At 52.1% G+C, this 22890-nt stretch carries 24 protein-coding genes, 4 pseudogenes and 1 riboswitch; of the genes and pseudogenes, 17 read left to right on the top strand and 11 right to left on the bottom strand.

Translation table 11 applies throughout. The features are described 5' to 3' along the window. Window positions 1-151 precede the first annotated feature (151 nt). The 3 genes and pseudogenes from ACA074_RS10080 (at window position 152) to ACA074_RS10070 (ending at window position 1861) form a co-directional block, all read left to right on the top strand. Window positions 152-1129 carry a sensor domain-containing diguanylate cyclase gene (locus ACA074_RS10080; protein ID WP_497678908.1) on the top strand — a complete coding sequence of 326 codons (978 nt, stop codon included), beginning with the start codon at window positions 152-154 and terminating at the stop codon, window positions 1127-1129. Beyond that, a pseudogene (locus tag ACA074_RS10075) lies at window positions 1099-1418 on the top strand (integrase core domain-containing protein); the annotation flags it as partial. The gene ACA074_RS10080 and the pseudogene ACA074_RS10075, both read left to right, overlap by 31 nt. Before the next feature lie 140 nt (window positions 1419-1558). Beyond that, window positions 1559-1861, top strand: a complete 303-nt coding sequence (locus ACA074_RS10070; protein WP_497679313.1) for a GNAT family N-acetyltransferase — start codon at window positions 1559-1561, stop codon at window positions 1859-1861. Window positions 1862-1947: 86 nt separating this feature from the next. On the opposite strand, the pseudogene tnpC reads toward ACA074_RS10070, so the two are convergent. Then, a pseudogene (gene tnpC, locus ACA074_RS10065) lies at window positions 1948-2739 on the bottom strand (IS66 family transposase); the annotation flags it as partial. A 2-nt stretch (window positions 2740-2741) separates the two neighbouring features. Between tnpC and ACA074_RS10060 the strand changes: the two are divergent. The 3 genes and pseudogenes from ACA074_RS10060 to ACA074_RS10050 all read left to right on the top strand — a co-directional run. Further along, a pseudogene (locus tag ACA074_RS10060) lies at window positions 2742-2972 on the top strand (DUF393 domain-containing protein); the annotation flags it as partial. Between the two features lie 279 nt (window positions 2973-3251). Continuing rightward, entirely contained in the window at window positions 3252-3410 is a 159-nt protein-coding gene (locus tag ACA074_RS10055) for a DUF2256 domain-containing protein (RefSeq protein WP_497616976.1), read from the top strand. A gap of 30 nt (window positions 3411-3440) precedes the next feature. Further along, entirely contained in the window at window positions 3441-3908 is a 468-nt protein-coding gene (locus ACA074_RS10050) for a PAS domain-containing protein (RefSeq protein ID WP_497678907.1), read from the top strand. Window positions 3909-4274: 366 nt separating this feature from the next. Here ACA074_RS10050 and ACA074_RS10045 read toward each other — a convergent pair whose 3' ends face one another. The 3 genes from ACA074_RS10045 to ACA074_RS10035 form a co-directional block, all read right to left on the bottom strand. Further along, on the bottom strand, window positions 4275-5564 hold the full coding sequence (locus ACA074_RS10045) for a sensor domain-containing diguanylate cyclase (RefSeq protein WP_497678906.1): 1290 nt from the start codon (window positions 5562-5564) through the stop codon (window positions 4275-4277). After that, window positions 5561-5929 (bottom strand): hypothetical protein, encoded by a 369-nt coding sequence (locus ACA074_RS10040; protein ID WP_497678905.1) that lies wholly within the window; start codon window positions 5927-5929, stop codon window positions 5561-5563. Before ACA074_RS10040 ends, ACA074_RS10045 begins: the two co-directional genes overlap by 4 nt. 477 nt (window positions 5930-6406) lie before the next feature. Continuing rightward, complete coding sequence (locus ACA074_RS10035) at window positions 6407-6736, bottom strand: YuaX family protein (RefSeq protein ID WP_187680976.1); 330 nt, start codon at window positions 6734-6736, stop codon at window positions 6407-6409. Window positions 6737-6946: 210 nt separating this feature from the next. Here ACA074_RS10035 and ACA074_RS10030 point away from each other — a divergent pair, with 210 nt between their 5' ends. Beyond that, the gene (locus ACA074_RS10030) at window positions 6947-7747 is read left to right on the top strand and encodes a CHAD domain-containing protein (RefSeq protein ID WP_187680977.1); all 801 of its coding nucleotides are present in this window, start codon (window positions 6947-6949) and stop codon (window positions 7745-7747) included. 57 nt (window positions 7748-7804) lie between these two features. Here ACA074_RS10030 and ACA074_RS10025 read toward each other — a convergent pair whose 3' ends face one another. Together ACA074_RS10025 and ACA074_RS10020 are read right to left on the bottom strand one after the other, a co-directional pair. Continuing rightward, window positions 7805-7987 (bottom strand): hypothetical protein, encoded by a 183-nt coding sequence (locus tag ACA074_RS10025; RefSeq protein WP_187680978.1) that lies wholly within the window; start codon window positions 7985-7987, stop codon window positions 7805-7807. Between the two features lie 52 nt (window positions 7988-8039). Further along, window positions 8040-8261 (bottom strand): hypothetical protein, encoded by a 222-nt coding sequence (locus ACA074_RS10020; RefSeq protein ID WP_187680979.1) that lies wholly within the window; start codon window positions 8259-8261, stop codon window positions 8040-8042. A 231-nt stretch (window positions 8262-8492) separates the two neighbouring features. On the opposite strand from ACA074_RS10020, the gene ACA074_RS10015 reads away from it, so the two are divergent. Continuing rightward, the gene (locus ACA074_RS10015; protein WP_187680980.1) at window positions 8493-8915 is read left to right on the top strand and encodes an arsenate reductase ArsC; all 423 of its coding nucleotides are present in this window, start codon (window positions 8493-8495) and stop codon (window positions 8913-8915) included. Window positions 8916-9732: 817 nt separating this feature from the next. Here the strand turns inward: ACA074_RS10015 and ACA074_RS10010 are convergent. Further along, window positions 9733-10434, bottom strand: coding sequence for a glutathione S-transferase (locus ACA074_RS10010; RefSeq protein WP_497678904.1), 702 nt, complete (start codon window positions 10432-10434; stop codon window positions 9733-9735). A 146-nt stretch (window positions 10435-10580) separates the two neighbouring features. Between ACA074_RS10010 and ACA074_RS10005 the strand changes: the two genes are divergently transcribed. Beyond that, window positions 10581-11144 carry a TetR/AcrR family transcriptional regulator gene (locus ACA074_RS10005; protein ID WP_497678903.1) on the top strand — a complete coding sequence of 188 codons (564 nt, stop codon included), beginning with the start codon at window positions 10581-10583 and terminating at the stop codon, window positions 11142-11144. 178 nt (window positions 11145-11322) lie between these two features. Continuing rightward, window positions 11323-11463 (top strand): DUF2256 domain-containing protein, encoded by a 141-nt coding sequence (locus tag ACA074_RS10000; protein ID WP_497678902.1) that lies wholly within the window; start codon window positions 11323-11325, stop codon window positions 11461-11463. A 45-nt stretch (window positions 11464-11508) separates the two neighbouring features. Here ACA074_RS10000 and ACA074_RS09995 read toward each other — a convergent pair whose 3' ends face one another. The 3 genes from ACA074_RS09995 to ACA074_RS09985 all read right to left on the bottom strand — a co-directional run bounded on the left by ACA074_RS09995 (window position 11509) and on the right by ACA074_RS09985 (window position 14016). Further along, complete coding sequence (locus ACA074_RS09995) at window positions 11509-11874, bottom strand: histone-like nucleoid-structuring protein, MvaT/MvaU family (protein ID WP_497678901.1); 366 nt, start codon at window positions 11872-11874, stop codon at window positions 11509-11511. Window positions 11875-12186: 312 nt separating this feature from the next. Beyond that, window positions 12187-12549 (bottom strand): response regulator, encoded by a 363-nt coding sequence (locus tag ACA074_RS09990; RefSeq protein WP_497678900.1) that lies wholly within the window; start codon window positions 12547-12549, stop codon window positions 12187-12189. Window positions 12550-12573: 24 nt separating this feature from the next. Continuing rightward, on the bottom strand, window positions 12574-14016 hold the full coding sequence (locus ACA074_RS09985) for an ATPase domain-containing protein (RefSeq protein ID WP_497679312.1): 1443 nt from the start codon (window positions 14014-14016) through the stop codon (window positions 12574-12576). A gap of 486 nt (window positions 14017-14502) precedes the next feature. On the opposite strand from ACA074_RS09985, the gene ACA074_RS09980 reads away from it, so the two are divergent. Then, window positions 14503-15957 (top strand): TrkH family potassium uptake protein, encoded by a 1455-nt coding sequence (locus ACA074_RS09980; RefSeq protein WP_497678899.1) that lies wholly within the window; start codon window positions 14503-14505, stop codon window positions 15955-15957. A gap of 160 nt (window positions 15958-16117) precedes the next feature. On the opposite strand, the gene ACA074_RS09975 is transcribed toward ACA074_RS09980, so the two are convergent. Beyond that, the gene (locus ACA074_RS09975) at window positions 16118-16972 is read right to left on the bottom strand and encodes a diguanylate cyclase domain-containing protein (protein WP_497678898.1); all 855 of its coding nucleotides are present in this window, start codon (window positions 16970-16972) and stop codon (window positions 16118-16120) included. Window positions 16973-17382: 410 nt separating this feature from the next. Continuing rightward, a riboswitch (Fluoride riboswitch) is annotated at window positions 17383-17444 on the top strand. On the opposite strand from ACA074_RS09975, the pseudogene ACA074_RS09970 reads away from it, so the two are divergent. The 6 genes and pseudogenes from ACA074_RS09970 to umuC all read left to right on the top strand — a co-directional run. Beyond that, a pseudogene (locus ACA074_RS09970) lies at window positions 17436-17534 on the top strand (inorganic diphosphatase); the annotation flags it as partial. It overlaps the preceding riboswitch by 9 nt. 177 nt (window positions 17535-17711) lie before the next feature. Continuing rightward, complete coding sequence (locus ACA074_RS09965; protein ID WP_497678897.1) at window positions 17712-18146, top strand: hypothetical protein; 435 nt, start codon at window positions 17712-17714, stop codon at window positions 18144-18146. Beyond that, window positions 18143-19603, top strand: coding sequence for an ATPase domain-containing protein (locus ACA074_RS09960; RefSeq protein ID WP_497678896.1), 1461 nt, complete (start codon window positions 18143-18145; stop codon window positions 19601-19603). The genes ACA074_RS09965 and ACA074_RS09960 overlap by 4 nt, the downstream gene beginning before the upstream one ends. 10 nt (window positions 19604-19613) lie before the next feature. Next, a complete protein-coding gene (locus tag ACA074_RS09955; protein WP_497678895.1) occupies window positions 19614-20642 on the top strand; it encodes a sensor histidine kinase in 1029 nt (342 codons plus the stop codon). A 488-nt stretch (window positions 20643-21130) separates the two neighbouring features. Then, entirely contained in the window at window positions 21131-21562 is a 432-nt protein-coding gene (locus tag ACA074_RS09950; RefSeq protein WP_497678894.1) for a LexA family protein, read from the top strand. Next, window positions 21549-22829 carry a translesion error-prone DNA polymerase V subunit UmuC gene (gene umuC / locus ACA074_RS09945; RefSeq protein ID WP_497678893.1) on the top strand — a complete coding sequence of 427 codons (1281 nt, stop codon included), beginning with the start codon at window positions 21549-21551 and terminating at the stop codon, window positions 22827-22829. Before ACA074_RS09950 ends, umuC begins: the two co-directional genes overlap by 14 nt. The last annotated feature ends 61 nt before the right edge of the window (window positions 22830-22890 follow it).

The raw sequence follows: 22890 nt of genomic DNA, 5'->3' as shown, positions 1-22890 counted from the left end.
GGAACAGAAAGCGTTCAGGACAGGTTTCTACCATCAGACGCGGAACCAATTCATAGCCGGGCCAATCGGCCCGAAAGATCCACATCGCCGTTGACGCCACTTCTGCCAAACAAGTCTATGCTCAAAGACAGTGCTACCAATGGAGTGTGCGATGTTAGTACCCGGTGAACCAGCTAACGAAGATGATCGAGTAAAGGCGTTGCAAGACCTCCATGTCCTGGACACTGCCCCTGAAGAGCGTTTTGATCGCCTGACGCGCCTGGCTAAGCGTCTGTTTGATGTTCCGATTGCACTCGTGTCTCTGGTGGACGAGCATCGGCAGTGGTTCAAGTCTTGCGTTGGGCTCAGCGTAACTGAAATGTCGCGCGAAGTTTCATTCTGCGGACATGCAATCTTGAAGAATGAAATGCTTCTGGTGCCAGACGCTTGCAAGGATGAACGCTTTTGGGACAATCCACTGGTAACGGGGAAACCGTATATCCGTTTCTATGCCGGTTACCCTTTGACTGTTCCCGATGGCCACAAGATGGGCACCTTGTGCCTAATCGATTTCAAACCTCGCCATTTCGATGCTGAAGAGTACGCGCTACTGCGCGATCTGGCCGGCATGGCCGAACAAGAACTGATGGCCGTTCAGATGGAAAGCATCGACGAGCTGACATGGCTATCTAACCGACGTGGTTTCATGACCCTTGCACAACATGCATTAGGCGCGTGTCAGCGAAACGACAGATCAGCCACCCTGCTGTTTTTTGACCTGAACGATTTCAAGAAAATCAATGACCTTTATGGGCATGCTGAAGGAGACAACGCTATCAAGGCCTTTGCTGATGTGCTCCGCATCGCTTTTCGAGAATGCGATGTGGTGGGACGTCTGGGAAGCGATGAATTTGTTGCATTACTCACAGGCTCCAATCAAGTCGAAACCTCTGCGGTCATGGCGCGGCTCAAGGAGTTGTTGGAGGAGGAAAATGCCACTTTGCACCGTGGTTATGCCATCCGCTTCAGCGTCGGTCAGATCGAATATAATCCCGAGCTTCACACAAATGCGGAAGACCTGTTGGCGCACGCTGATCGCGCCATGTATGAACGCAAACAATCGCTCAGGGCCAGCCGCCACCAATACTGATCGCCCAGTCAGACCTTGGCAGTCAATACGCGAGCGCAAGTTGCAGAGCGTTGCTGGCGCGAAACGACGTGCAGCAGAGCATGAGCCGTAAAGGTAACAGCTGGGACAACGCGGTGATGGAGCGCTTCTTCCTAAGCTTGAAATGGAGCGGGTATGGCGACGTGATTATGCCAACCATGCTGAAGCTATCCGAGACATTACTGAATACATCGTTTGGTTTTACAACAACGGACTGCTGCACTCAAAATTAGGGTATCTGCCGCCGACTGCTTACGAGCGGGTGATGGCGTCGAAACGTAAGCGTTCTGCGATCCCATCTTGTGTAATTACACCGGTTGCCACCTGTGAGGCAGCAGCTTCGCAATTTCAATCGCTCGCTGCGTAGAGAATCGTGTCAGAGCAACCTTGAAATAGGCACACGATTCCGATATTCCAGAGCTATGGATTGACCATCTGTCAGCGTCGGGGACAACTGCGAGCCTAGACTTCTTGATTGGAGAAGAATCCTTTTTGGGCATTGGTCTCGTGGGGCCAACACTCGAAGCCTTTATCAATTTCTACAAGGCAGAAGTTGATCCTTGTATTGAAACCATCATCATTGATCCCGACAAGTCGAACCCCAAAGCCATCAAGGCATACACGAACGCGGGGTTTGTAGCCGTTGGGGATTTTTTCCCGAACTCAGGCGTTTTTGAGGGGCTTGAGACGGTGTTGATGATCAAGACTCTCTAACTGTCAGCGTCGCCCACAGGTGACCTGCACTGGTTCGGGTGCCCTTGGTGTTGCTTACAAGCGTAAGCCCATCAGACCTTGCGTAACTACGCGGGCGTCCAATTGTGCGGCAGCAACTCCATAATCTCACTCGCTCGCTGCGTCGGTAGGCGCGTGAGCACGTCCTTCAAATAAGCGTACGGATCATGCCCATTGAGCCGCGCAGACTGAATCAAACTCATGATTGCAGCCGCGCGTTTGCCACTGCGTAACGAGCCTGCAAACAACCAGTTCGACTGCCCAAGCGCCCATTGCCGGATCAAGTTCTCGATCTGGTTGTTGTCGATGGGCACAGCACCATCGTCCAGGTAGCGCGTCAGCGCTACCCAGCGTTTGAGGCTGTAATCCAGAGCTTTGGCTGTGGCCAAACCCTCGGGCACAAGTCCACGCTGGGCCAGCATCCACTCATGTAGTTTTTCAGCGATGGGCACCGCCGTTTCCTGGCGTAGTCGCCAGCGATCTTCGTCGCTCATTTCCTTGGCGTGTCGCTCGACTTCGTACAGCCCACCAATCGAGTGAAGCGCCTGCTCCGCCAACTGGCTTTTATTGGCCACATGCAGGTCGAAGAAATTGCGGCGCGCATGCGCCATGCAGCCGATTTCGGTGATGCCCAGCTCGAAGCTGGCCTTGTAGCCGGCGAAGTCATCGCAGACCAGCTTGTCGTTCCAAGTGCCCAGGAAGCTGCGTGCGTGTTCACCGGCACGGCTGGGGCTGAAGTCGTAGATCACGGCCTTGAGGGCCGAAAACGGCGTAGAGCTGTAGGCCCAAACGTAAGTGCGGTGGGTTTTCTTCTCGCCGGGCGCCAGCATTTGTAACGGCGTTTCATCGGCGTGAACCACGCGCTACCTTGTGGAGTTGGCGAGCCGCCGGCTTGGGGGGTTGGGCTGCGCCATTGACATGGCGTGCCATCCGACCGCTGCTTGATTTAGGTTATCGCCTATTCTGCCGCTTGCGCCCCTATTTGGCGTGGCTTCCTCACCCTGATGGCCGCCGTCGCTGCGTCGATGACCGTTACGGGGTGCCGGAGTCAAACCCCGCACAAGACAAGCGGCCCACTTTGAAAACAAAGTAGACCTAGAAAGCTTCGTTTTGTCATTGATTGGCCGCCGAAGTACCTTAGTCATCACTGATCTTGTGAGCAACGTGTTTTCTGGTGCGCAACAGGCACTTCCCTACAGCGAAGGATTGCCGCCACATCAAGAGCAACAGGGCTGCGAGAAATTAAAATGACTCCGTCATTAGTCGAGCACTACCGTCAAATTCTCGTAGGCGCAGGCGAGAACCCAAACAAAGATCGCTCTGGGAACGCGGCCAGAAACTGCTCGCGTGACTTGATGCATGGGGGGGCATTTTGAAGAAGAGTGGGCTCCCAGTTAAAACCTGCATGACCTGCGGCCTTCCCTTCACATGGAGGAAGAAGTGGGCACGCTGCTGGGAGGAGGTACGCTACTGCTCGGAGCGTTGCCGGCGCAAATCGCCTCTAAAAGTCAGATCGGAAAAGTTGGTATAGACTTCCTTGAAACTAACAGGGACTCTGAAAATGATTAATGCCGAACTGCTGAAACTGATGATCGAGACCTCCAACGATGGCATCGTTGTGGCAGAGCAGGAAGGCGATGAGAACATCCTTATCTACGCCAACCAAGCATTCCAGCTCCTGACCGGCTATAGCACTGATGACATCCTGTATCAGGACTGCCGGTTCCTGCAGGGGGATGACCGAGACCAACCTGGCCTTGCCGCTATCCGCGAGGCAATAAAGAATTTTCAGCCTTGCCGCCAAATCATTCGAAACTATCGAAAAGACGGTAGTGCTTTCTGGAATGAGCTGTCGATTACCCCAGTATTCAACGACGCGGATCAACTCACTTATTACATCGGTATCCAGAAAGACGTTAGTATCCAGGTTGAGGCTAGCGAGCGCGTATACGAACTAGAAGTTGAAATCGCGAACTTGAAGGATCAACTAAATCAAGCAAAACGAAACGCCCAAAAAAATGAGGATTAAATGCCTTGGCCATCCTATTTTTTGTACTTGCAACAGCTAATTTTTCTAGTTTTCGAGCTGTGGGTAGTAACGCGCCATTCGTCAATTAAACGTGACATTACGCCACCCCCCCAACTATGAGCAAGCAATGACCCTGACACTTAAAAACATGAAAAAACCCCATCGCATCACAGGCATATCGGATACTTATTAAAACATGCTCGGCACGCCATAACTCAAAAAGCCTGCAACTGGTTATGAATATTTAAATTAATTCATGCCAGTAGAGATTGACGATCTGACATATTGCGGCGCCCCTCTAGAAGAAACTAAAATGCGTGTATTTTTCCCGCCTGACTTACGCCAGTCACCCCCAAACACCTTTCACTACAGGTCGTCAATATCAACTATGCGATTTCTACCCTTAGATTTTGCATGGTAGAGCGCGCTATCTGCGGAGACTAACAACTGCTTGAGAGTGGCTCTCGACTCATTCATTGAGGCGCAGCCAATACTGACAGTGATTTTTATTTTCTCACCACCAGCATCCACACTAGACGCCTCAATACTGCTCCTAAGTCGCTCAGCAATAACGGACGCCTCGATACTATTGATCTTAGGCAACATAACGACAAATTCTTCGCCCCCAAACCTAGCTATCGTATCTCCGGGACGAAGAACTCCCTCAGCAATTTTCACTATAGACTTAAGAACTTCGTCGCCAACTGGATGCCCCCAGCTATCATTAACACGCTTGAAGTGATCGGCGTCTAGCATGACTATAGATATTGAGTGTTGATATCGATGTGCCCTAGCAAATTCTTTCTCTGCCAAGTTGAAAAAGTGAGCGCGATTAACTGCGCCTGTAAGGTGGTCTTTAGTGAGTAAATTAGCCAGATTATCACTCGACACCTTTCGCTCGGTGATATCTCGAAATACAACAGTATAGCCAGAAAACTCATCATCTTCGTCACGCAGGACGGCGATCATTGTTTGAGCAAAAAAATTGTGTCCTGATTTGTGTTGGCAAAGATAGTCTCGTGAGTGCCAACCTTCTTCGCGGGCGAATGTGAGTTGCTCATCCAAAATATCAACTTCCAAGGCGGACAAATTACAGAAGCGACCCAGCTTCTCACCAATAGCCTCGGATTCTGTGAAACCTGTTAAACGCTCTGCCGAAGGGCTCCAGCTATTGATTACCCCCTGCTTAGTCAAACCGAGAACTGCAAAGTCGTTAACAATCGTATAGATGGCGTCTAACCACGAGTCGGTCTGCCTTAATCTCCTTTCTGTTGCGACTTGACAAGAGATATCAGTCAAAACTGTTATCAGGACATCTTCATTGACCTTTACGATTGTACATGCAAGGACAATACCTCCGTCTGCTGCTGACGACACGTGAACTCTATGATTTACACATATTGATCCGCACGACGCTCTAAAGCTTGTTACGAGGTTACGCAATTCAGGCGCCACAGAAGAAAGCGTCTCAAACAAGTTTTCAAGCCCTAGAGACTTAACTAGCGGCATCAACAATTGAGTTGCCATCGGATTAAGCATATCAATCTTGCCGCCTGGATCGGTTCTTACCAAACCCACTGGCGACAGATACATAAATGACAGTAGCGCTTCATACTCTAACTCAATTGAATCATCACTCTGCTCATCACTAATCATTTTGAAATCGCCCGATCAACCAACAGGAAGCGGGTGCTCGAATCACTTTCTTTAAGCAATCTTAACCTAACGGGGATTGGCCGCATTCTAAGTGCGAGGACATAAGAAATGATCTCATCCAACTCAGATTCATTGTCAAATCTTTTAGCGACCATAGCATTATTTAAACATGGAGCAATTTCCAGAAATAAGTTCTTACCTAAAACACGCGCCTGCCTTAAGGCCGCACTTGAGGCTTCATAAGCATTGTACACCACCACTTCTGAGCTGCCATTAAAGCCAATAACACCAAAGTCTAGATCGTCCAGTCGGTCAGGTGCGGCCAACAATGCCTGTATCGATGCTTCTTCGAATGTAAGATTCATTTCCCTGCTCACTCGCGAAGTAAAATGTTGATTTGAGCACATCCTGGGCTGGCTTTATCCACCTAACCGCACTGTAATGAGCGCCCTCTCTTTTCAGTATTCAATGCTGACATATCAGCAACCGAAAATTTTTTGAGAACGGACGGGTTTTTGCCAATTTAACCTTGAGGCCCTGTTCCACTGTCTCGCATCTCAAGCGCCTCCCTTCGGTACGCTGCAATACAGTGTAGTATCAAATCAAGAATAGCTCCTCATTTTACATTAGGCTGCCCACTCAGTTTTTTAACCCGCTCCCTGACTATCAATCAGGGGAGCTATCGATCCTTTATGGAGGTTTTTTTGATATTGATACTCAAGCGCCTCTGGCTACGGCGCACTTGAGCTTAACAAAGCATTGGCTTCTCGACGCAGGCCTTTGCAATATCGCACTTCGCGTTGCCGTCTACTGGTCAATCATGGCAAGGGCCTAGTTCACTATTACGCTCTGCTGCTTCCCCGAAGAATATTCCAAGCTCTTGCAAGCGGATTGGCCGCCTTAAGCTGAGCGCTCTTGGACGCCACAACCTTGTGCTCGATGTTTTCCAGGTATTGGATCTTTAATTGATCTGCCAGCGGAGCAAGCACCGGGTTGCCCCTAAATCCAGCTAAGTGCGAGTCGATTACCGCCGATGTTTGCTTGGCAGCCGCCGCGACACTGGCGGGAATGGACGGGTCAAAGCGAATCGCCTCTAGCGTTAGATCAAGCTGCTGCAATATGGCCTCTGCATCACGCATCTGTTCACGAACTGCGTCTAGGGATATCTGCATCGTCCACTATCCTTAGTGAGGTTAATTGGGTGGGATAGAAAGAGCGCGCTGCGTTCAGTGCGCTGACTTGAAACTGAAATAAAATTGTAGGCTACAGTGAGCAAGGCGTGTGGCGACTGATAGGGATCAATGTCGTTCGTTGCGCGAAATGGAGACGGCACCAATTGCTGCTAGTCTTTTCGAGGTGTGATCACAGGGGAGGCTCACTGCATGTCGTTCGCCGACAAATTTGTGGCTGAAATACTGAGTCTACAAGTGAGACTGTACAACGCACATGCACGTCTTGAGGCGCGCACGGATGGTGAGGCGTTACACGATCTAAGGATAGCCGTACGACGAATTAGAAGCCTGCTGAGACCTTTCCGCTCAGTAGAGGAGATGCAGGTGCTGAGCGAGGCTGCTGCGGAGGTTGGTCAGCAGACTACGCCGGCGCGCGATCTGGAAGTCCTCATCCAAGAACTAGAAAATAGAAAACTACCCCAGCTGGCACAACCCAGACGTCTCAAGCTGAACAACTTCTATGAGGCCGTCCTCAATGGCTTGCCGCTGAAACGGCTAATGGCGGCACTCGATGCGTGGCCTCAAGGTTTCCGTGCAGTTGAGCTCAAAGGAGGATGGTCGGGTATCCAGCCGAGTATTGAAAAAACGATCAAAAAGCAGGTCGACCGGCTCCATGTCGCGATAGAAAATAAGGAGTTTGACCGACACGAATTGAGGGTGTTGGTAAAACGCACTCGCTACCTGACGGACGCGTTTCCGGCGCTGTCCCCGCTGTCGAATAGCGAGAACAAGATATTGAAAAGCTTGCAATCAGCTCTAGGTGATTGGCACGACCACTACCAGTGGTGCCAGCAGGCGTTGATTGAAAAGGATCTACTTCCATTACAGGCTGTATGGACGGCCTGCGCTGCAGCCGCCCTTGAAGAGGCTGAGGCCCGGTTGTCGGAAGCAGCAAAGCAACTTCCAAAATCGCTGAGCAAAAAAAAGCTGCCTAAGTTGGCAGCTAAGTAAAGAGCCCGCGATGAGCACGATGTATGCCGACATTATGCTGACTCTTTTGAGTCATCTTCATGACAGTGCCTCGTCAGCGAGATAGATGTGCTCTGGCAGGGAGTGCGGTGCATTTATCCGATCTGTCAGCCGAATGACAAATGCCTCCGCCTCGATATAGGTAGAGAACCTGACACGGCAGGTGTCGAGCACAACAAACCATCCGGTATCCGTGTCTGCCTCTTCGATTTTGATCAACATCCTTGGAGTCCTTTCGCTGGGTGGCATCAGGGCGGAATGGGTGGCGCTCCCTTCAGAGAGAATTGGAGTCTAGCTCCTTCAGCGCATTGATCTGTGCTCTGATGCGTTCCGAATTGATATCGAGTGTCGACACCGCCCCCAAGATGGTGCTGGAAGCTTCCGTTCCACCTCGCTGATCAATCCACATCCCTATCGACTCGACAGCATCCGCCAGCGCGAGCTGGTTTTCGTGGAGGGCTTCCAAAATAGCTGACAGCTGGTTTTGAACTGACATGACGCCACCTCATCAATACAAAATTGAGCTTAGCAGACGCCCCGCGCCGGATTGCATTACGAAAGCGCCGCTGGTATGCCGTGCATCCCCTCTGGAGCGAAGTCGCGTTTAGAAGGCTAATACAGAGGCTCAATGCTGTTCGTCGAGAAACTCCGTGAGCCTTCTAAATGCTGCTGTAATCACTGAGGATCTGGCCAAGGCTTAACCATCTGCTCTAACTGGGAGATAACCATGTCAGAGAAGTACCGAGTGCTGTTCGTGTGTGCGAAAAACGACGTTCGCTCACTGTTAGCTGAGGCTTTGTTAAGACACACTGACTCCGGCCACTTTGAGGCATTCAGCGCAGGGCTGACCGTTGGTGAAACCGATCAGCGCACGCTCGAAACGCTCGGGCATATTGGCGTCGATTCAACTGGGCTACGAAGCAAGTCAATCGACGAATTTCAGGGGCAGGATTTTCACTACGTTGTCACCTTGTGTGACAAATCATCTGAGGAAGCATCCCGGATGCCATCATCGGAAGAGATAATGACTTGGAACTTCGAGGATCCGGCAACCAGTGAAAAGCCTGAGCCTTTTCGTCATGCCCTCCAGGAAATCCATGACCGCATAAAGATGTTCGTCACGGTAAAAACTCGCAATACATCAGCGTAGACCTACCCATCACTTCAGAGCCTGAGGCGGTCAAAAACGGTCGTCCAGAATGTCAGCCAATAGCCGTTGATCCATCGTCATCGCTCTGCCCTCTAACTGTCACATTATTCGCCTAGGTTTCCCTTCGCCAAGATGCTCAAAGGAGGCTTTATGAATAGTGCGTGCTGGCTAAAGACTCGGCGCATAGCTGCCAACCTCAGTTCACGAAGGAAGATTATTAGTGCGCTTTGTGGCCGTAATTCTCCAGTGATCGGTACAGCGGAATACCAGGCTGCCCTTTTACAGAGATATCCATTGGGACTTGTAAGCGCTGCTGAAGTAGAAGCCTTGTTGGACAGCTCGTTCCCCTCTACCGGGCGCTATCAGAGGTTGGATCTCACCTGATGTCCTATCACTTATACGGCGCTTTGGATTGACCAAAAACAAGTCATCTGAAACGTTTCCTGATCACACGCTCAAGCTTGATCAAAGCATCGTGCGTTTGCTGCGGCCCACGAGAGCCACATCGACCCCGGAAAATCTAGCGCAGGTCTAGGGCGTTATTGCCGCGCACTCATTGTAGATGCCGGAGCATTCACGGCGATCTACCCAGTGTCGGTGATTACGCCTTGAGCCAGCCTGGCAGCGGAGAACGAAAAAAAGTCCATTGGTTGGCAACTCAGCAAGCAGGTACGAAAGCTTCAAACATCTCTTAAATGCCCAGTTGATTCTAAACAGAAAGTCTTCGTACGACCGATACGGCTTTTTGCCAGGATTCGCCCCGACGCCCCCGCACCGCCATCGACATGGAGATGGCGGGTACCGAGTCCGTTAGCTATCAGCTCTGAGGAGCGCCCTGGTCAACCAAAGCGCGCCAAGTCTTATAGCTCGGACGCTCTTGCATTCTTGCATACCAAGCGTGCAACGCTTCACATTCTTCAGGAACTGGCAGCTTCACTAGCGACGCGAAGATCATCCCGCCGATGACTGCGATGTCCGCCATCGAAAACTTGTCGCCGGCAACATAGGACTGTTGCTGGAGGAGCTTGTCGAAGTAACGCATGCCTCGGGTCGCTTTTTCTCCCATCTTCGCGCCCCATTCGGCGTTCTGGTAAAGCTCGACCTTTGGCCCAAGTCCCGGCGTTGCGTGGTGGAAATAAACACTAACTGCGTCGAGGAATTCGATTTCCGCACGTTTGGTCATCATGTGGATCAGACCATTCTCGAGAGGCGTTTCTCCGGTCAAGGTCGGGTTACCATCCAAGCCATCCAAATATTGGGTAATAGCGGTGCATTCAGCGATCCGTGTTCCATCCTTCAGTTCAAGCACCGGAAGGGTGCCGGAGTAGTTTATCGCCAGAAATTCAGGCTCTTTGTGCTCGCCAGTCCACAGATTCACCGAGACGAACTCAATCTTCGGCAACATGTCTTTTTCGGCGAGTGCGATGCGGACTCGGGCTGGGTATGGGCCATCAAACCAGTCATAGATCTTCATTGGAGAGATGGTCGATACGTCAGCGTGTTGTTGTGTAGTAGTCATGAGGAGTTACCTGCCTGTCAGTTGGTAGGCGAAGATTGCGCCGCAATTTTCTTGCCGTCAACCCTCTACCTGCCAATTGGCAGGTAGAGGCAGAGGGAGTACGATCAGCGGGACATTCAGTTGAACCCAGTTAAGGAAGGTGTGACGTGAGCGAGAATGCTCGAGAGCGAATCCTGGCAGCGGCTAAAGCTGCGGCTCAGTTGCACGGTTACGGCGGAATTAACTTCCGCAGCATTGCTGAGGAGGTAGGTATCAAGAATGCGAGCATTTACTACCATTTCCAAAGCAAAGCTGATCTCGGAGCAGCTGTTGCGGAACGGTATTGGCAGGACACGATGAAGGTGCTCAGTGACCTCCGGCTTTCCCATACTGACCCGAAGCGGTGTCTGCAGCTCTACCCATCGATTTTCCGTAAATCCCTAGAGGACAAGAATAGGCTCTGTCTCTCGAGCTTCATGGCTGCGGAATTTGAAGACCTTCCTGGTCAAGTATTCAAGGAAGTGAAGGCGTTCGCAGACGTAAACGTAAAGTGGCTTGCAGACGTTCTCGCTGACAACAAATGGGGTGATGCTGAAAGTTGTGAACGACGTGCTCTTGCGATCTACACCGCAGTTGCGGGCGCGCAGCTGATAGCTCGAACCCGGGAGGATATCAACCTGTTCGACGATTTGATTTCAAGCTATCAGGAAGCAGGGTTAATTCCAGCTTGAACGCAGCCGTTGTAAAAGCAGAGGAGTCTCCTCGCCCTTGCATAGCCCAGTCCGGAAGAACTGCTCCAGATCCAGCAAAAATATGGTCTGATCTACCTGTGAATGTGAGAAGGAATCGAATCCCTTCTTGGTTGTTTCATTAGGGACTGCTCATCAAATTAAATGATGGTGGGTCATTTTGAAAAAGAGTCAGCTCCCAGTCAAAACCTGCATGACCTGCGGCCTTCCCTTCACATGGAGGAAGAAGTGGGCACGCTGCTGGGAAGATGTCCGTTACTGCTCGGAGCGCTGCCGACGCAGTAAACTTGCTAAATGCTGAGCCAAAAAAAGGGCCATCACAGGCCCTTTTGTACTCATACCAAAATCACTTGGCTAACCAAGACTCGACAGTCGAGGCGCCGTGCTTCGCTTTCCAATCTTTAAGCGTTTTGTGATTACCGCCCTTGGTTTCGACGACTTCGCCAGTGTGGGGATTCTTGTATACCTTCAACTGCCGAGGCTTACGACTGCCAGCTTTCGACTCGACGGCTGGAGCGCGGCGGCCTGCTTGTGGATCTAGCAGGTTGATCACGTCCTTCAAGCTGTAGCCGTATTTTGCGAGCAAATCGCGCAGCTTCGTTTCGAATTCGATTTCTTTCTTGAGGCCAGCATCACCCTTCAAGGCCTCGAGAGCTTGGAGCTGCTCGGCGAGGTGTTTTTCGAGTTGGCGGAATTCTGCGAGTTTCGACATAAAAAGTTCTCGATGTGTGTGATACCAGAAGGTTACACCATAAATTACATCGCGAACTTACACACAGTCGTGTTTTACTGCTTCAGCTCCTAATCAAAGCCGCTGGACAGATTACGAGGTGATGGCGTGCTGGGTTTATCGAAAGCTATCCAAATCGTAGACGCGGTTGCGCTTTACATATTGATCGAATCGGAGCGAATGGCATCTATTACGCCCGTGCTAAGCACCTTGCCTACAAGCTCTGCCAGCCGAACAACTGAGGCTTAGTTGAGGGGGGCTGAGGATGATCTGGGTATGCAGGTCGAACACCCACTAATCAGAAGCCAAAAGCTTTTTAACTTCGGCAATGATCAAGTCGATGTTGAATGGCTTTGCCAAAACCGCATCAAACAGATCCGATCTCTCCATACCGATGTGGGCCTGAGCACCGCTCATCAGAATGATCGGCATTTGATTCGCCGAAGGCAGAGCTCGAACGGCAGTGGCGAATTCAAGGCCGTCCATGACCGGCATCATAAAGTCAGTAATGATCAAGGCAGGCCGCTCTCTATCGAGCACCTCGAGCCCTTTCTGACCGTTGCTGGCCGTCACCACCATGAACCCCTCATCCTCCAGCGCGAAACTGAGAATGTCAGCGATCAGATACTCGTCGTCGACGACCAGGATGGTGGTCATGTTAAATTCAACCCACACAAAGGCTTAAGATTTTGAACCGGGCGATATCTCAGTCGGGACTGAAGGTTCATGTCTCGAAGCCTTTTTCAGGAAAACATCTTGGTCACGGATGACGACCTCAAACCGCGAAGGGTCGTAAGAGCTGTCTCGTACTTTAAGAATGGAAAGCGTCCTGCTTAGTTCAGAGTGATTCTCATAGAATCGCATCAGCATTAGGTTGTCGACGATGCTGGACAGGTCAGAGTTCGGCGCGCTTACTTCTGAACCGAACAGATCGCGCATTTCCCAGGATGCAAATACCGTAACGCCCCTGGATCGCAGCTCGTTCATCAGAGCACTGAAGAAGTCAGTAATCCGCGCTGGATTTGTCGTGACTCGCGTCATGCCGCTTAGGCTATCGATGAACAAACGCTTGATGCCCTTTTCTTCGACGATACTCAACAGCCGTGCACCCAGCCCATCCAGAAGTCCCTCTGTGGTGGGCTGCCAGGCAATGCTCAACGCGCCGCTATCTTCCATTCCCTTGATATCGATACCAAGTGATTGGCCTTTGAGCCGCAGCCGTTGTGGGCTTTCGTAGAAGCCAAAATGTAGGCCCGGCGCTTCCACAGTCGACTCGGCCAGGAACTTAAGGCCCAGCGTCGTTTTACCAATCCCAGAGGGGCCTATGACCAGAGACACACTAGAGCTGTGCAGACCTCCGCCTAATATGCCGTCCAGTGATTTAATGCCACTGGCGATACGCGTCATGTCAGCGCTGTCGGGAGAAGACGGGTGGCTGTAGAGACATTCGAGTCGCGGGTAAACCACCAAGCCCTTGTCGGTAATTTCACACTCGTGAAGACCGGTCATGGCTCCGCTGCCGCGAGTTTTGCGCAGCTGAATTCGACGCACTGAGCGAGTGCCATATAGCTCTTCCCCCATCTCAATCACGCCATCAACCATGGTGTGCTCAGGACTGCCGTCGTCGAGGCGGGAGCTGGTAAGAAACAGCACCGTGCAACCAGCAAAAGCGGCATGCCCTTGCAGTTCAGAAATGAATTTCTTGGTGTCGATGTGCGAATCGGCTTTTGAACGCGCATTGAGCAAACCGTCTACCACCATCACTGTGGCTTTCTGACGGCTTATCTCACGCCGAAGCAGTTTCACTACTTCATCCAAACCGTCGTTTTCCAGAGTGTCAAACGCGCTGACAAACTGAATTTCGGCGCCTACCTTGGAAGAGTCGAAAAAGCTTAGAGTAGAAAGGAACTGAAAGAGACGGTCGTGCGATTCGGCCAGCAGCGTGGCGACCAGAACCCGGCCTCCATTACTCGCATGATGGAACCCAAGCTGGTTCGCGAGGATCGTTTTTCCAGACCCTGGGCGCCCTTGGATTATGTATGAAGAGCCTGCTACTAGCCCGCCCTTGAGCAGAGCGTCAAGCCCTTCAATTCCACTTTCGAGGCGTTTTAGCTTTTCCACAATGCGACCCTGATCTGAAAAACAGGCTGTTCAAGCCGAGGTGAGGCGGAATGCTAACGCCATTTTCGTTCTAGAGCCATTGGGCCTAGATCATGGCTAGCTAAGAAAGTTGTTTGTCCCGATCCAAGGCCGCCGCTTACTCGGACGACCTACTACCTCGCTTTGGGCGGATTGCTTTGAGAATTTCCTTTTGCCAATATCAGCCACCTGCGCTTCTTTTGTCAGTTCTCCATCCCTCTCAGTTGGGAACTGCGTAGTTGAGAAGCGCAGGTAAAAACCCGGCCAAGTGTCGGGTTTTTTATTTGCCGGTCAAATTTTGATCAGTATGATTCGAGGAGGATTTGTGAGCGAATGAAGGCGAGCTAGCTTCTGCCACATAACAGGCGAACCTTAATTGACTGATTGCCCGTAGAAATTTTACGCAAAATTTACGGGGCTTGGAGGTTGAGCATCCGATACTGCGCGGCGCTAATTTGGCAGGCTACTTTTATGTCTCTCGCAGCAATGCGGCTTATCGGCTTCATCTTAGGCATTTTCCTGATCACGCTGGCTGTTAGCATGGTAATTCCCATGATCACGCTGGTGGTCTATGAGCGCAGCGACGATCTGTCAGCCTTTCTCTGGTCGAGTTTGATTACCTTCATCTGTGGCCTCCTGCTAATCATGCGAGGGCGCCCAGATACTGGCCAGCTTCGTCCGAGGGATATGTACCTGCTGACTACCGGTAGTTGGGTGGTGGTGTGCACCTTCGCAGCGTTGCCAATGGTGTTCATCAGCGACATCAGCTACACCGACGCGTTCTTTGAAACGATGTCTGGCATCACAACCACCGGTTCAACTGTACTGAGCGGATTGGATACAGCCTCTCCTGGGTTGTTGATCTGGCGCTCGATGCTGCACTGGCTGGGTGGTATCGGCTTCATCGGCATGGCTGTGGCGATCCTTCCACTGTTGCGAGTAGGTGGCATGCGTCTTTTCCAGACAGAGTCCTCAGACTGGTCGGAGAAAGTGACGCCACGTTCCCATGTGGCAGCCAAGTACATCCTCTTTCTCTATCTGGGACTTACTGGCATCGGGGCTCTGGCACTCTGGATAGCGGGAATGACGCCGTTTGAAGCGGTCAACCACGCCATGTCGCTGATCTCTACTGGCGGATTCTCTACTTCGGACGCCTCGCTTGGGCATTGGACGCAGCCAGCGATTCACTGGATAGCGGTGGTCATCATGATTCTGGGCAGCCTACCGTTTACCCTCTATGTCGCTACATTGCGCGGCAATCGGCGTGCGCTGCTCAAGGATCACCAGGTACGCGGGTTTATTGGTTTCCTGATTGCTACTTGGCTAGCGGTGGGGACATGGCTGTGTTTTCACAGCGACCACGGATGGTGGGATGCGTTTCGTATCGTGGCCGTCAATGTGACCTCGGTCGTCACAACCACAGGAGTTGCTCTAGGCGATTACACCTTGTGGGGCAGCTTCGCGGTCTTGCTTTTTTTCTATCTGACCTTCGTCGGTGGGTGTTCAGGCTCAACAGCTGGAGGCCTTAAAATTTTCCGTTTCCAAGTTGCTGGCGCTCTATTAGTGAGTAGCCTGAAGCAGTTGATCCATCCTCGTGCAGTGATTCAGAAGAAGTACAACGGTCATCCGATTGATGAAGAGATCTTGCGTTCGCTTTTGACCTTCTCATTCTTCTTCACCATCACCATTGCAGTGATCGCCCTAGGACTCGCCCTGATCGGACTAGATTGGACAACAGCGTTGAGCGGAGCCGCCACTGCAGTGTGCAACGTGGGGCCAGGCTTAGGCACAATCATCGGGCCTGCTGGTAACTTCTCATCATTGCCTGACGCAGCAAAATGGTTGCTCACCATCGGTATGCTGCTGGGACGGTTGGAGATACTCACCGTGCTGGTACTCATCACACCGGTTTTTTGGAAGTATTAGTCCTCTTAATAGATAGGTGAATACCATAGGCGCAAAAGAGCCTGTCATTCACATTAATCTCTATTGAGTTACTATAAAACGCTGCATGAAATTTCTAAAACAAACTAACATTACTTCTTACAACCTTATTAGTGCAGCTTATCGCCCCACTCTTAACTCTCTAGTTGCGATACCTCTTCATACGGTACATTTCACTATCCGAGTGAGAGAGCAGTGTATCGGCATCCTTTCCGTGCTCGGGATAATATGCAACGCCGATACTGCACAATGGCATCTTGAGTGTGCCGAATTCAGGAGCCAGTGGCTCAGACATGACTTTGTGAATCTGATCTAGCTTTTTGGAAACCGCTTCCCTCGACTGGACTTCTGTCAGCAGCAGCGTGAATTCATCGCCGCCAATCCGAGCCACGGTGTCTGTCTCACGCACACAGCTTTTGAGACGTTGGGCAATAATGCACAGAACACGATCTCCCGCTGCGTGACCATGGACATCATTGATACTCTTGAAGTCATTTATATCCAAAAATAGCAAAGCTAGTTCATTACCGTGGCGCTGCGCAGTCTGCAGTGCAGATATCAGTCGATCACTAAAGAGCGAACGATTGGTTAATTTCGTCAGCGGATCGTGATGAGCAAGGAAGCGCAATTCCTCCTCTGCTTTAGCTAAAGCTGTAACGTTTCTTGCGACCCCAATCCTAGCACCAACCTCCTCCGACCAGAATGCAGCCCACAGGATGTAAACGACTGCCCCATCCTTGCGGATGTAACGGTTCCGGAAATCGAAGTGAGGTTGACCATTCATCACCCGGGTAATCGAACCTCGCGTCGCATCCAAATCTTCAGGATGCATATAGCTGGTGATATTGGTGCCAATCAGTTCATCAGGGCGGTAGCCCAACAGGGCCTTACAGGCATCACTCACAAAAACAATGTGATCGCTTTCATCAACCACAAAAACAGTATCCAGCATTAGGTGGATCAGTTTGGGGTAGAGCGCTTGTAAATCGATGGCCATAAGTCATGTGGGATCTGAGTCGTAGAGCGCGATCATATCCCGATTTATAGGGTGGACTGCGAGGAATCTTGTAAGCATAAGGTATCCTCAGAGTATGAGCACGGTACGCGATTTCTTCACCCACGCTCCGAGTTGGAAACGAATTTGAGGGAATAATCACTGAGTTGACTCACGAGGCTGATACGTTGAGCTCCTTGCTTGCTGAGCAGGAGGCTGTGAAGGCTGCCAGGAAGAAGTACAAGTATGTTGAGGTCTTATCGGTTAAATCGGTGTAGAAGCCCCAACTGGCCTGATTAGGCGAATGATCGGCCCGTACCGGGATCAAAGATGAAACATCCTGCCTCGCCAAAGTGGCCTTAAGATCGCTCGCATGCAGGTGCTCTTGATGCCATTGGCGCTGATGCTACAAGATCAAATTAGGAGATGGCATTCCTCCTTTAACCGCCTTCGTGCTGATGATGCCTACCCGGTATCGCTTGGCGTTGTCATTCGTAGTCGCCAGGTTGGTGTGATGTACATGACAGGCGAAGCTGGAACGGATGCCAAGGTAATCGCAGTTCCTTGTGTAGTTGTACCGCGATAGCAATTTGTCCTTGTAAACCTGATGGATCGAGGAACAACCCTGTATGGCTGATAAATCATTGAAAATGATAGTATCTACTGATCAATAGCCAATTGAGCCTCTGGCATTCGTTATAGGGTGTACCATCAAGCTCTGCCCTTTAGAAATCAGCTAGCCATGTCCGCGCTAAACGAAGAGAGCCGCCAGATCGTAGCTTCTCTGGCGCACCAGGTTGGCCCTAATGCTGATACTGCAAGCATCGCTCAAGCGATTGTTTCAATTTTGCAGGCAATGGACGCTGCGCTTACCCCCATCATTGGTCAGCAGGGGGTCGTAGCGCTTTATCGACGCAGCCTTCATCTCTGCGCCTCCCGCCATCCGCGCCTGGCCCACATATCTGATCGTGCGCAAACAGCGCAGGATCTGAACGCTCTTAATTCTGAACTCGTTACAGAAAGCGAAGCAGACGCCTTGTTTTTTGGTGAAGTGCTACTGATCACCTTCTACGAACTGCTGACTACGCTGATCGGGCCCTCGCTCACCGCACGCTTGCTTCGTGACGTGTGGAAACCTTCTTTGAGCGACACATCTGCGCAGGAAAATTCGCCATGAACACCAAAGTGACTATCAACCGCCTGGCCACCGGGGTGCCAGGATTGGACGAGGTGCTGGGCGGGGGATTGCCGGAGTTTTCGTTCAACCTTATCGCCGGCCCGCCTGGCTGTGGCAAAACCACCCTGGCGCATCAAATGATGTTCGCCTTGGCGACGCCCGAGCGTCCGGCATTGTTCTTCACCGTGCTCGGCGAACCTCCGTTGAAGATGCTGCGTTACCAACAGCAATTCGACTTTTTCGACGACGAAGCCATCAATCAGTCGATCCGTTACATCAACCTGGCCAGTGACACCCTGGCGGGGGATTTGGATGAAGTGTTACGCCGCATCGTCGCTGACGTAGAGGCTTACTCTCCGGCGCTGGTGTTCGTCGACTCGTTTCGTTCAGTCGTGCTCGCGAGCCAGGCGCAGGACAACCCCAACAACAACTTGCCGCAATTCGTTCAGCAACTGGGCATGTTGATGACCACCTGGCAGGCGACGACCTTCCTGATTGGCGAATACTTCACCGAAACCGACACCAACCCGATTTTCACCGTGGCCGATGGCCTGATCTGGTTGCGACAGAGCGTTCAGCGCAACTCGATGGTGCGCAAGCTGGAAATCATGAAGATGCGCGGCCAGCCAACGCTGCCAGGCCTGCACACCTTCCGCATCGCTACATCGGGCATCAAGGTTTTTGCGCCAGCCCAACTCAACCAGGTTGAAGCCCCCCCGACGCTTCCAATGCAGCGCCTGAAAATGGGTGTGCCACAGCTCGACGAGATGCTTGGCGGGGGCTTACCCCGGGGTTACTCACTACTTGTGGCAGGCCCATCAGGTTCGGGCAAAAGCATTCTGGCTGCGACCTTTCTCGCTGAAGGTGCGCGCAACGGCGAAACCGGCGTGATCGCAATGTTCGAGCAACGGCCCAATCACTCCCAGAACACCACCCTCGCGAGTCTTATCCAGAGCGGACAGATCGGACTGGTGGACAGCCGCGCGCCGGACTTGTCCATCGACGAAATCGTCCAGTTGCTGTTGAGCGAGATCAAACGGCTGAATGCCACACGCGTGGTGATTGACTCACTGTCAGGCTTCGAACTGGCGCTGGCGCCGACCTTCCGCGAAGACTTCCGTGAGTCTCTGTCGCGCATGGTTACAGCCCTCACCAGCGTCGGCGTCAGCGTGCTGATGACCTCTGAGCTGGAAGACCGCTACACCGATCTGCGCTTCAGCCCTTACGGCACAGCGTTTCTAACCGACGCGATCATTGTCCAACGCTATATCGAAGTAGAAAGCCGGTTACTGCGGATCATGGCCGTGGTCAAATTGCGGGCCAGTGCCCACTCCGATGAACTGCGGCTGTACCGCATCGACAATGATGGCTTACAGATCGGCGAAATGTTGCCGGATAAAGAAGGATTGCTTGGTGGACGACCTACCCAGCAGCGCTTGGGCACAGTCGAAGGATGAGCGAAATATCATGAGTGAGGCCGACGGAAAGAATGAGCGAGCGATAGCCACTGCAGCACGCGAGCTATTCCTGCTCGGACGGAAAACGGTCGCGGCGCGGGCGGTGCTCGCGGCGGTGCATAAGGAACTCAACCAAGCCAATACCCAGCTCGTCAATAGCCAGCACGTCGAGCAACTGATTGAAGCCAACCAGCAGTTAGTGCTGGCAATTCTGTCGGCGCAATCGGATGCTGAAAGTCCGGAATTCGCTCAAGCAGAGCAGCAAATGTACCTGGAGATGCGCGAAGCCAATGAACAATTGGTGATAGCCGCGCTTAGCGCACAAGACCTGCAGGTTGCAGCGGAACATGCGCTGGAGCAGCAACGCAATTTCCTCAACCTGGTGGCTCACGAACTTCGCAACCCTCTAACTCCCATTAGCATGATTGCTGGCAGACTGGTACGTGTGCCTAGCGAAGAGTTGCCGCGCATGCAGATGTTAATAGAGGGACAGGTGAAACAGATGTCTCGGTTGGTCGAAGACTTGCTTGATATTGCCCGAGCCAGCACCGGCAAGTTCCGCCTTGATCGCCAGCCAGTAGATATGGCACAGATCATCCATGAGGCGATAGAGGCCTGCACACCGGTCATGGTCGCCCACGGGTTACATTTCAGCTCGGAGTTGCCGGAGTGTGTGTTGATGGTAAACGGCGATCCGGCACGCCTCGCTCAAATCCTTGGCAATCTACTGGGCAACGCAGCCAAGTACACGCCTAAGGATGGTACGGTTACTCTCACAGCGAAAAAAGATGCCGAGCACCTGGAGATTCGTATTTGCGATAACGGCATTGGTATAACCCCCAAAGCACTGCCGTTCATCTTTGAGCCATTTGTACAGGATGTTCACGCGGTTGGGTTCAATGGGGCAGGCCTGGGGATTGGTCTGACAGTGGTGCGTGAGTTGATCGAAGCCCACGGCGGCACCGTGACTGGTAAAAGCGCAGGCGAAGATAAGGGTAGCGAATTTGTAATGACGTTACCCTTGGTAATTGCCACTTAGGTGGTGAAGGCGAAACTTATTGTCCTCAATCGATTCGACCACTACACATTCCCTCCTTAGCCGCGCTGACTGGATCAAACTCATGACCTCCGTGGCACCGCAAGTTTTTCATTGCATAGCTATCCAGCGAAGAACCTGACTCCTGCAAACCAAGATCCAGCATCGGCAGTGGTTTGCATATTTTCGGGAATCCTGAAAACCGAATCTGCCAAGTCAGGAATAGATGACTATGCCTCCGATTAGCTCAACCCCACACGCAATCTAGAAGCGTGCTCAATGTTCCAGTCGACGAAGGCGATGAAGATCATAGCCATTAATCAACAGCTGCCTTGGCGCAAGCTCCTTGAGGTAGTGATCCATCGATTCATAGATCGAGTAGCGTCCGCAGATGGTGTCACCCGTCGAATTGTCGTAGCTATGAGATTGACCGCAAGCAAACCAAATCGTTAACTGTATGCATGTACAGTTAACCTCAAAAGGCTTGCATCATGAGCGTCACCATCCTCGGCCCTCTCGCGTCTGGCGGTAGGAAGCTGCCCCTCTATTCATCCAGGGTGCCGGCGGGCTTCCCCTCCCCTGCGGCTGATCACATCGAAAAACACATTTCCCTTGATGAGCTGTTCGATATCCGCGCGCCGCACGTGTACCTGGTGAGAATCGATGGGGACAGCATGCAGGGCGCAGGAATCTATTCAGGGGATCTTGTGGTTGTTGATCGAAGCATCGATGCGGTCAGTGGCGATATCGTCATAGCAGCGCTGAACTCGGAGCCTTTCTGCAAGCGCCTACTTCTGCGTGAGAACGCCGTACTCCTCCTGTCGGAGAATCCGAAATATCCGGCAAGACATGTCATGGAGGGCGATGAGCTCGTGATCTGGGGTGTGGTGAAATACAGCGTCCGCGATCATGAAAACACGTGAGCCCGTCTTTGCCCTGATTGACTGCAACAGCTTCTACGCGAGCTGCGAGCGAGTGTTCAGACCCGACCTGGCAAAGACGCCCATTGTGGTTTTGTCCAACAACGACGGCTGTGTGATTGCGCGCAGCTACGACGCCAAGCCATTAGTAAAGATGGGGCAGCCGTACTTCCAGATCAAAGACCATCTGCGACGTAACGGTATCGTCGCGTTCAGCAGTAATTACGCTCTGTACGGCGACATGAGCGAACGCGTCATGACGATTATCGAATCGATGGTGCCAGCGCTCGAGGTCTACAGCATCGATGAGGCGTTCGCCGATCTCACTGGCATCCCTGGCGATCTACCTGCTTTTGGGCGACACGTGCGCTCCACTCTTCTCAAGCGCACGGGCATCCCTGTCGGAGTGGGTATTGCACGCACCAAGACACTGGCCAAACTCGCCAACCACACCGCCAAACGTCTGCTGGATATCACCGGCGGCGTGGTCGATCTATGCGACCCGTTCAAGCGGGACTGGACGCTGCGCAACACCGATGTTGGAGAAGTTTGGGGAATCGGCAGGCGCATGAAAGCTCACCTGGAAGTGATGGGCATCAGAACGGCCATGGATTTAGCGAAAGCCGACCCGACGATGCTTCGCCAGAAATTCAGCGTGGTGATTGAAAAGACGGCGCGCGAACTCGCCGGTACTCCCTGTCTCGAGCTAGGTGAGGCTGACCCACCCAAACAGGAAATCTGCTGCAGCCGGATGTTCGGAACACGCCTCACCGACATTGAATCAATCAAGGAGGCGATAGCTACTTACACCCAACGCGCGGCGGAAAAGCTCAGAGCGCAAAACTCGCTGTGCAAGAAGATCCGTGTGAGTATTAGGACAGGCATGTTCAATCCCGAAGAAGCGAAATATGCGAATGGCGCACTCGTCGAACTACCCTACCCGACAAACGATGTTCGACTCATGACCAAGGCTGCGACCGAAGCGGTCAATCGTATCTTTAGACCGGGCTTCAAGTACAGCAAGGCGGAGGTTCTGCTGATGGATCTACGGCAACCTGGCGAGTTCACCGATGATCTGTTCGCGCACTCGCAGCCGGTGATGGCAGACAAGGTCATGAGCGTTCTGGATGAGATCAATGGCCGCTGGGGAAAGGGAGTTCTCAGGGTGGCCAGTGTGCCTATAGCGCCAGGTTGGGCGATGCGTAGAGAGCTGATGAGTCAGAGCTACACGACCAAGGTAAATGAGCTGTGGACGGTGAGAGCACGATAACGTCGCCGCAATAAGCAATTGCGGCTTAAATAGCGCCCTTGTGAATGAAGGCTTTCGGCCA

The organism is Pseudomonas sp. LBUM1655 (assembly GCF_059716085.1).
Note: the sequence above shows the minus strand (reverse complement) of the source record. Positions and strands in the feature narration are given on the sequence as shown.

Bases quoted from the DNA above. Each gene is read 5' to 3' on its own strand.
- ACA074_RS10080 (WP_497678908.1), top strand. From the start codon at position 152: ATGTTAGTACCCGGTGAACCAGCTAACGAAGATGATCGAGTAAAGGCG.
- ACA074_RS10050 (WP_497678907.1), top strand. From the start codon at position 3,441: ATGATTAATGCCGAACTGCTGAAACTGATGATCGAGACCTCCAACGAT.
- ACA074_RS10045 (WP_497678906.1), bottom strand. From the start codon at position 5,564: ATGATTAGTGATGAGCAGAGTGATGATTCAATTGAGTTAGAGTATGAA.
- ACA074_RS10040 (WP_497678905.1), bottom strand. From the start codon at position 5,929: ATGAATCTTACATTCGAAGAAGCATCGATACAGGCATTGTTGGCCGCA.
- ACA074_RS10035 (WP_187680976.1), bottom strand. From the start codon at position 6,736: ATGCAGATATCCCTAGACGCAGTTCGTGAACAGATGCGTGATGCAGAG.
- ACA074_RS10030 (WP_187680977.1), top strand. From the start codon at position 6,947: ATGTCGTTCGCCGACAAATTTGTGGCTGAAATACTGAGTCTACAAGTG.
- ACA074_RS10025 (WP_187680978.1), bottom strand. From the start codon at position 7,987: ATGTTGATCAAAATCGAAGAGGCAGACACGGATACCGGATGGTTTGTT.
- ACA074_RS10020 (WP_187680979.1), bottom strand. From the start codon at position 8,261: ATGTCAGTTCAAAACCAGCTGTCAGCTATTTTGGAAGCCCTCCACGAA.
- ACA074_RS10015 (WP_187680980.1), top strand. From the start codon at position 8,493: ATGTCAGAGAAGTACCGAGTGCTGTTCGTGTGTGCGAAAAACGACGTT.
- ACA074_RS10010 (WP_497678904.1), bottom strand. From the start codon at position 10,434: ATGACTACTACACAACAACACGCTGACGTATCGACCATCTCTCCAATG.
- ACA074_RS09995 (WP_497678901.1), bottom strand. From the start codon at position 11,874: ATGTCGAAACTCGCAGAATTCCGCCAACTCGAAAAACACCTCGCCGAG.
- ACA074_RS09990 (WP_497678900.1), bottom strand. From the start codon at position 12,549: ATGACCACCATCCTGGTCGTCGACGACGAGTATCTGATCGCTGACATT.
- ACA074_RS09980 (WP_497678899.1), top strand. From the start codon at position 14,503: ATGTCTCTCGCAGCAATGCGGCTTATCGGCTTCATCTTAGGCATTTTC.
- ACA074_RS09975 (WP_497678898.1), bottom strand. From the start codon at position 16,972: ATGGCCATCGATTTACAAGCGCTCTACCCCAAACTGATCCACCTAATG.
- ACA074_RS09965 (WP_497678897.1), top strand. From the start codon at position 17,712: ATGTCCGCGCTAAACGAAGAGAGCCGCCAGATCGTAGCTTCTCTGGCG.
- ACA074_RS09960 (WP_497678896.1), top strand. From the start codon at position 18,143: ATGAACACCAAAGTGACTATCAACCGCCTGGCCACCGGGGTGCCAGGA.
- ACA074_RS09955 (WP_497678895.1), top strand. From the start codon at position 19,614: ATGAGTGAGGCCGACGGAAAGAATGAGCGAGCGATAGCCACTGCAGCA.
- ACA074_RS09950 (WP_497678894.1), top strand. From the start codon at position 21,131: ATGAGCGTCACCATCCTCGGCCCTCTCGCGTCTGGCGGTAGGAAGCTG.
- umuC (WP_497678893.1), top strand. From the start codon at position 21,549: ATGAAAACACGTGAGCCCGTCTTTGCCCTGATTGACTGCAACAGCTTC.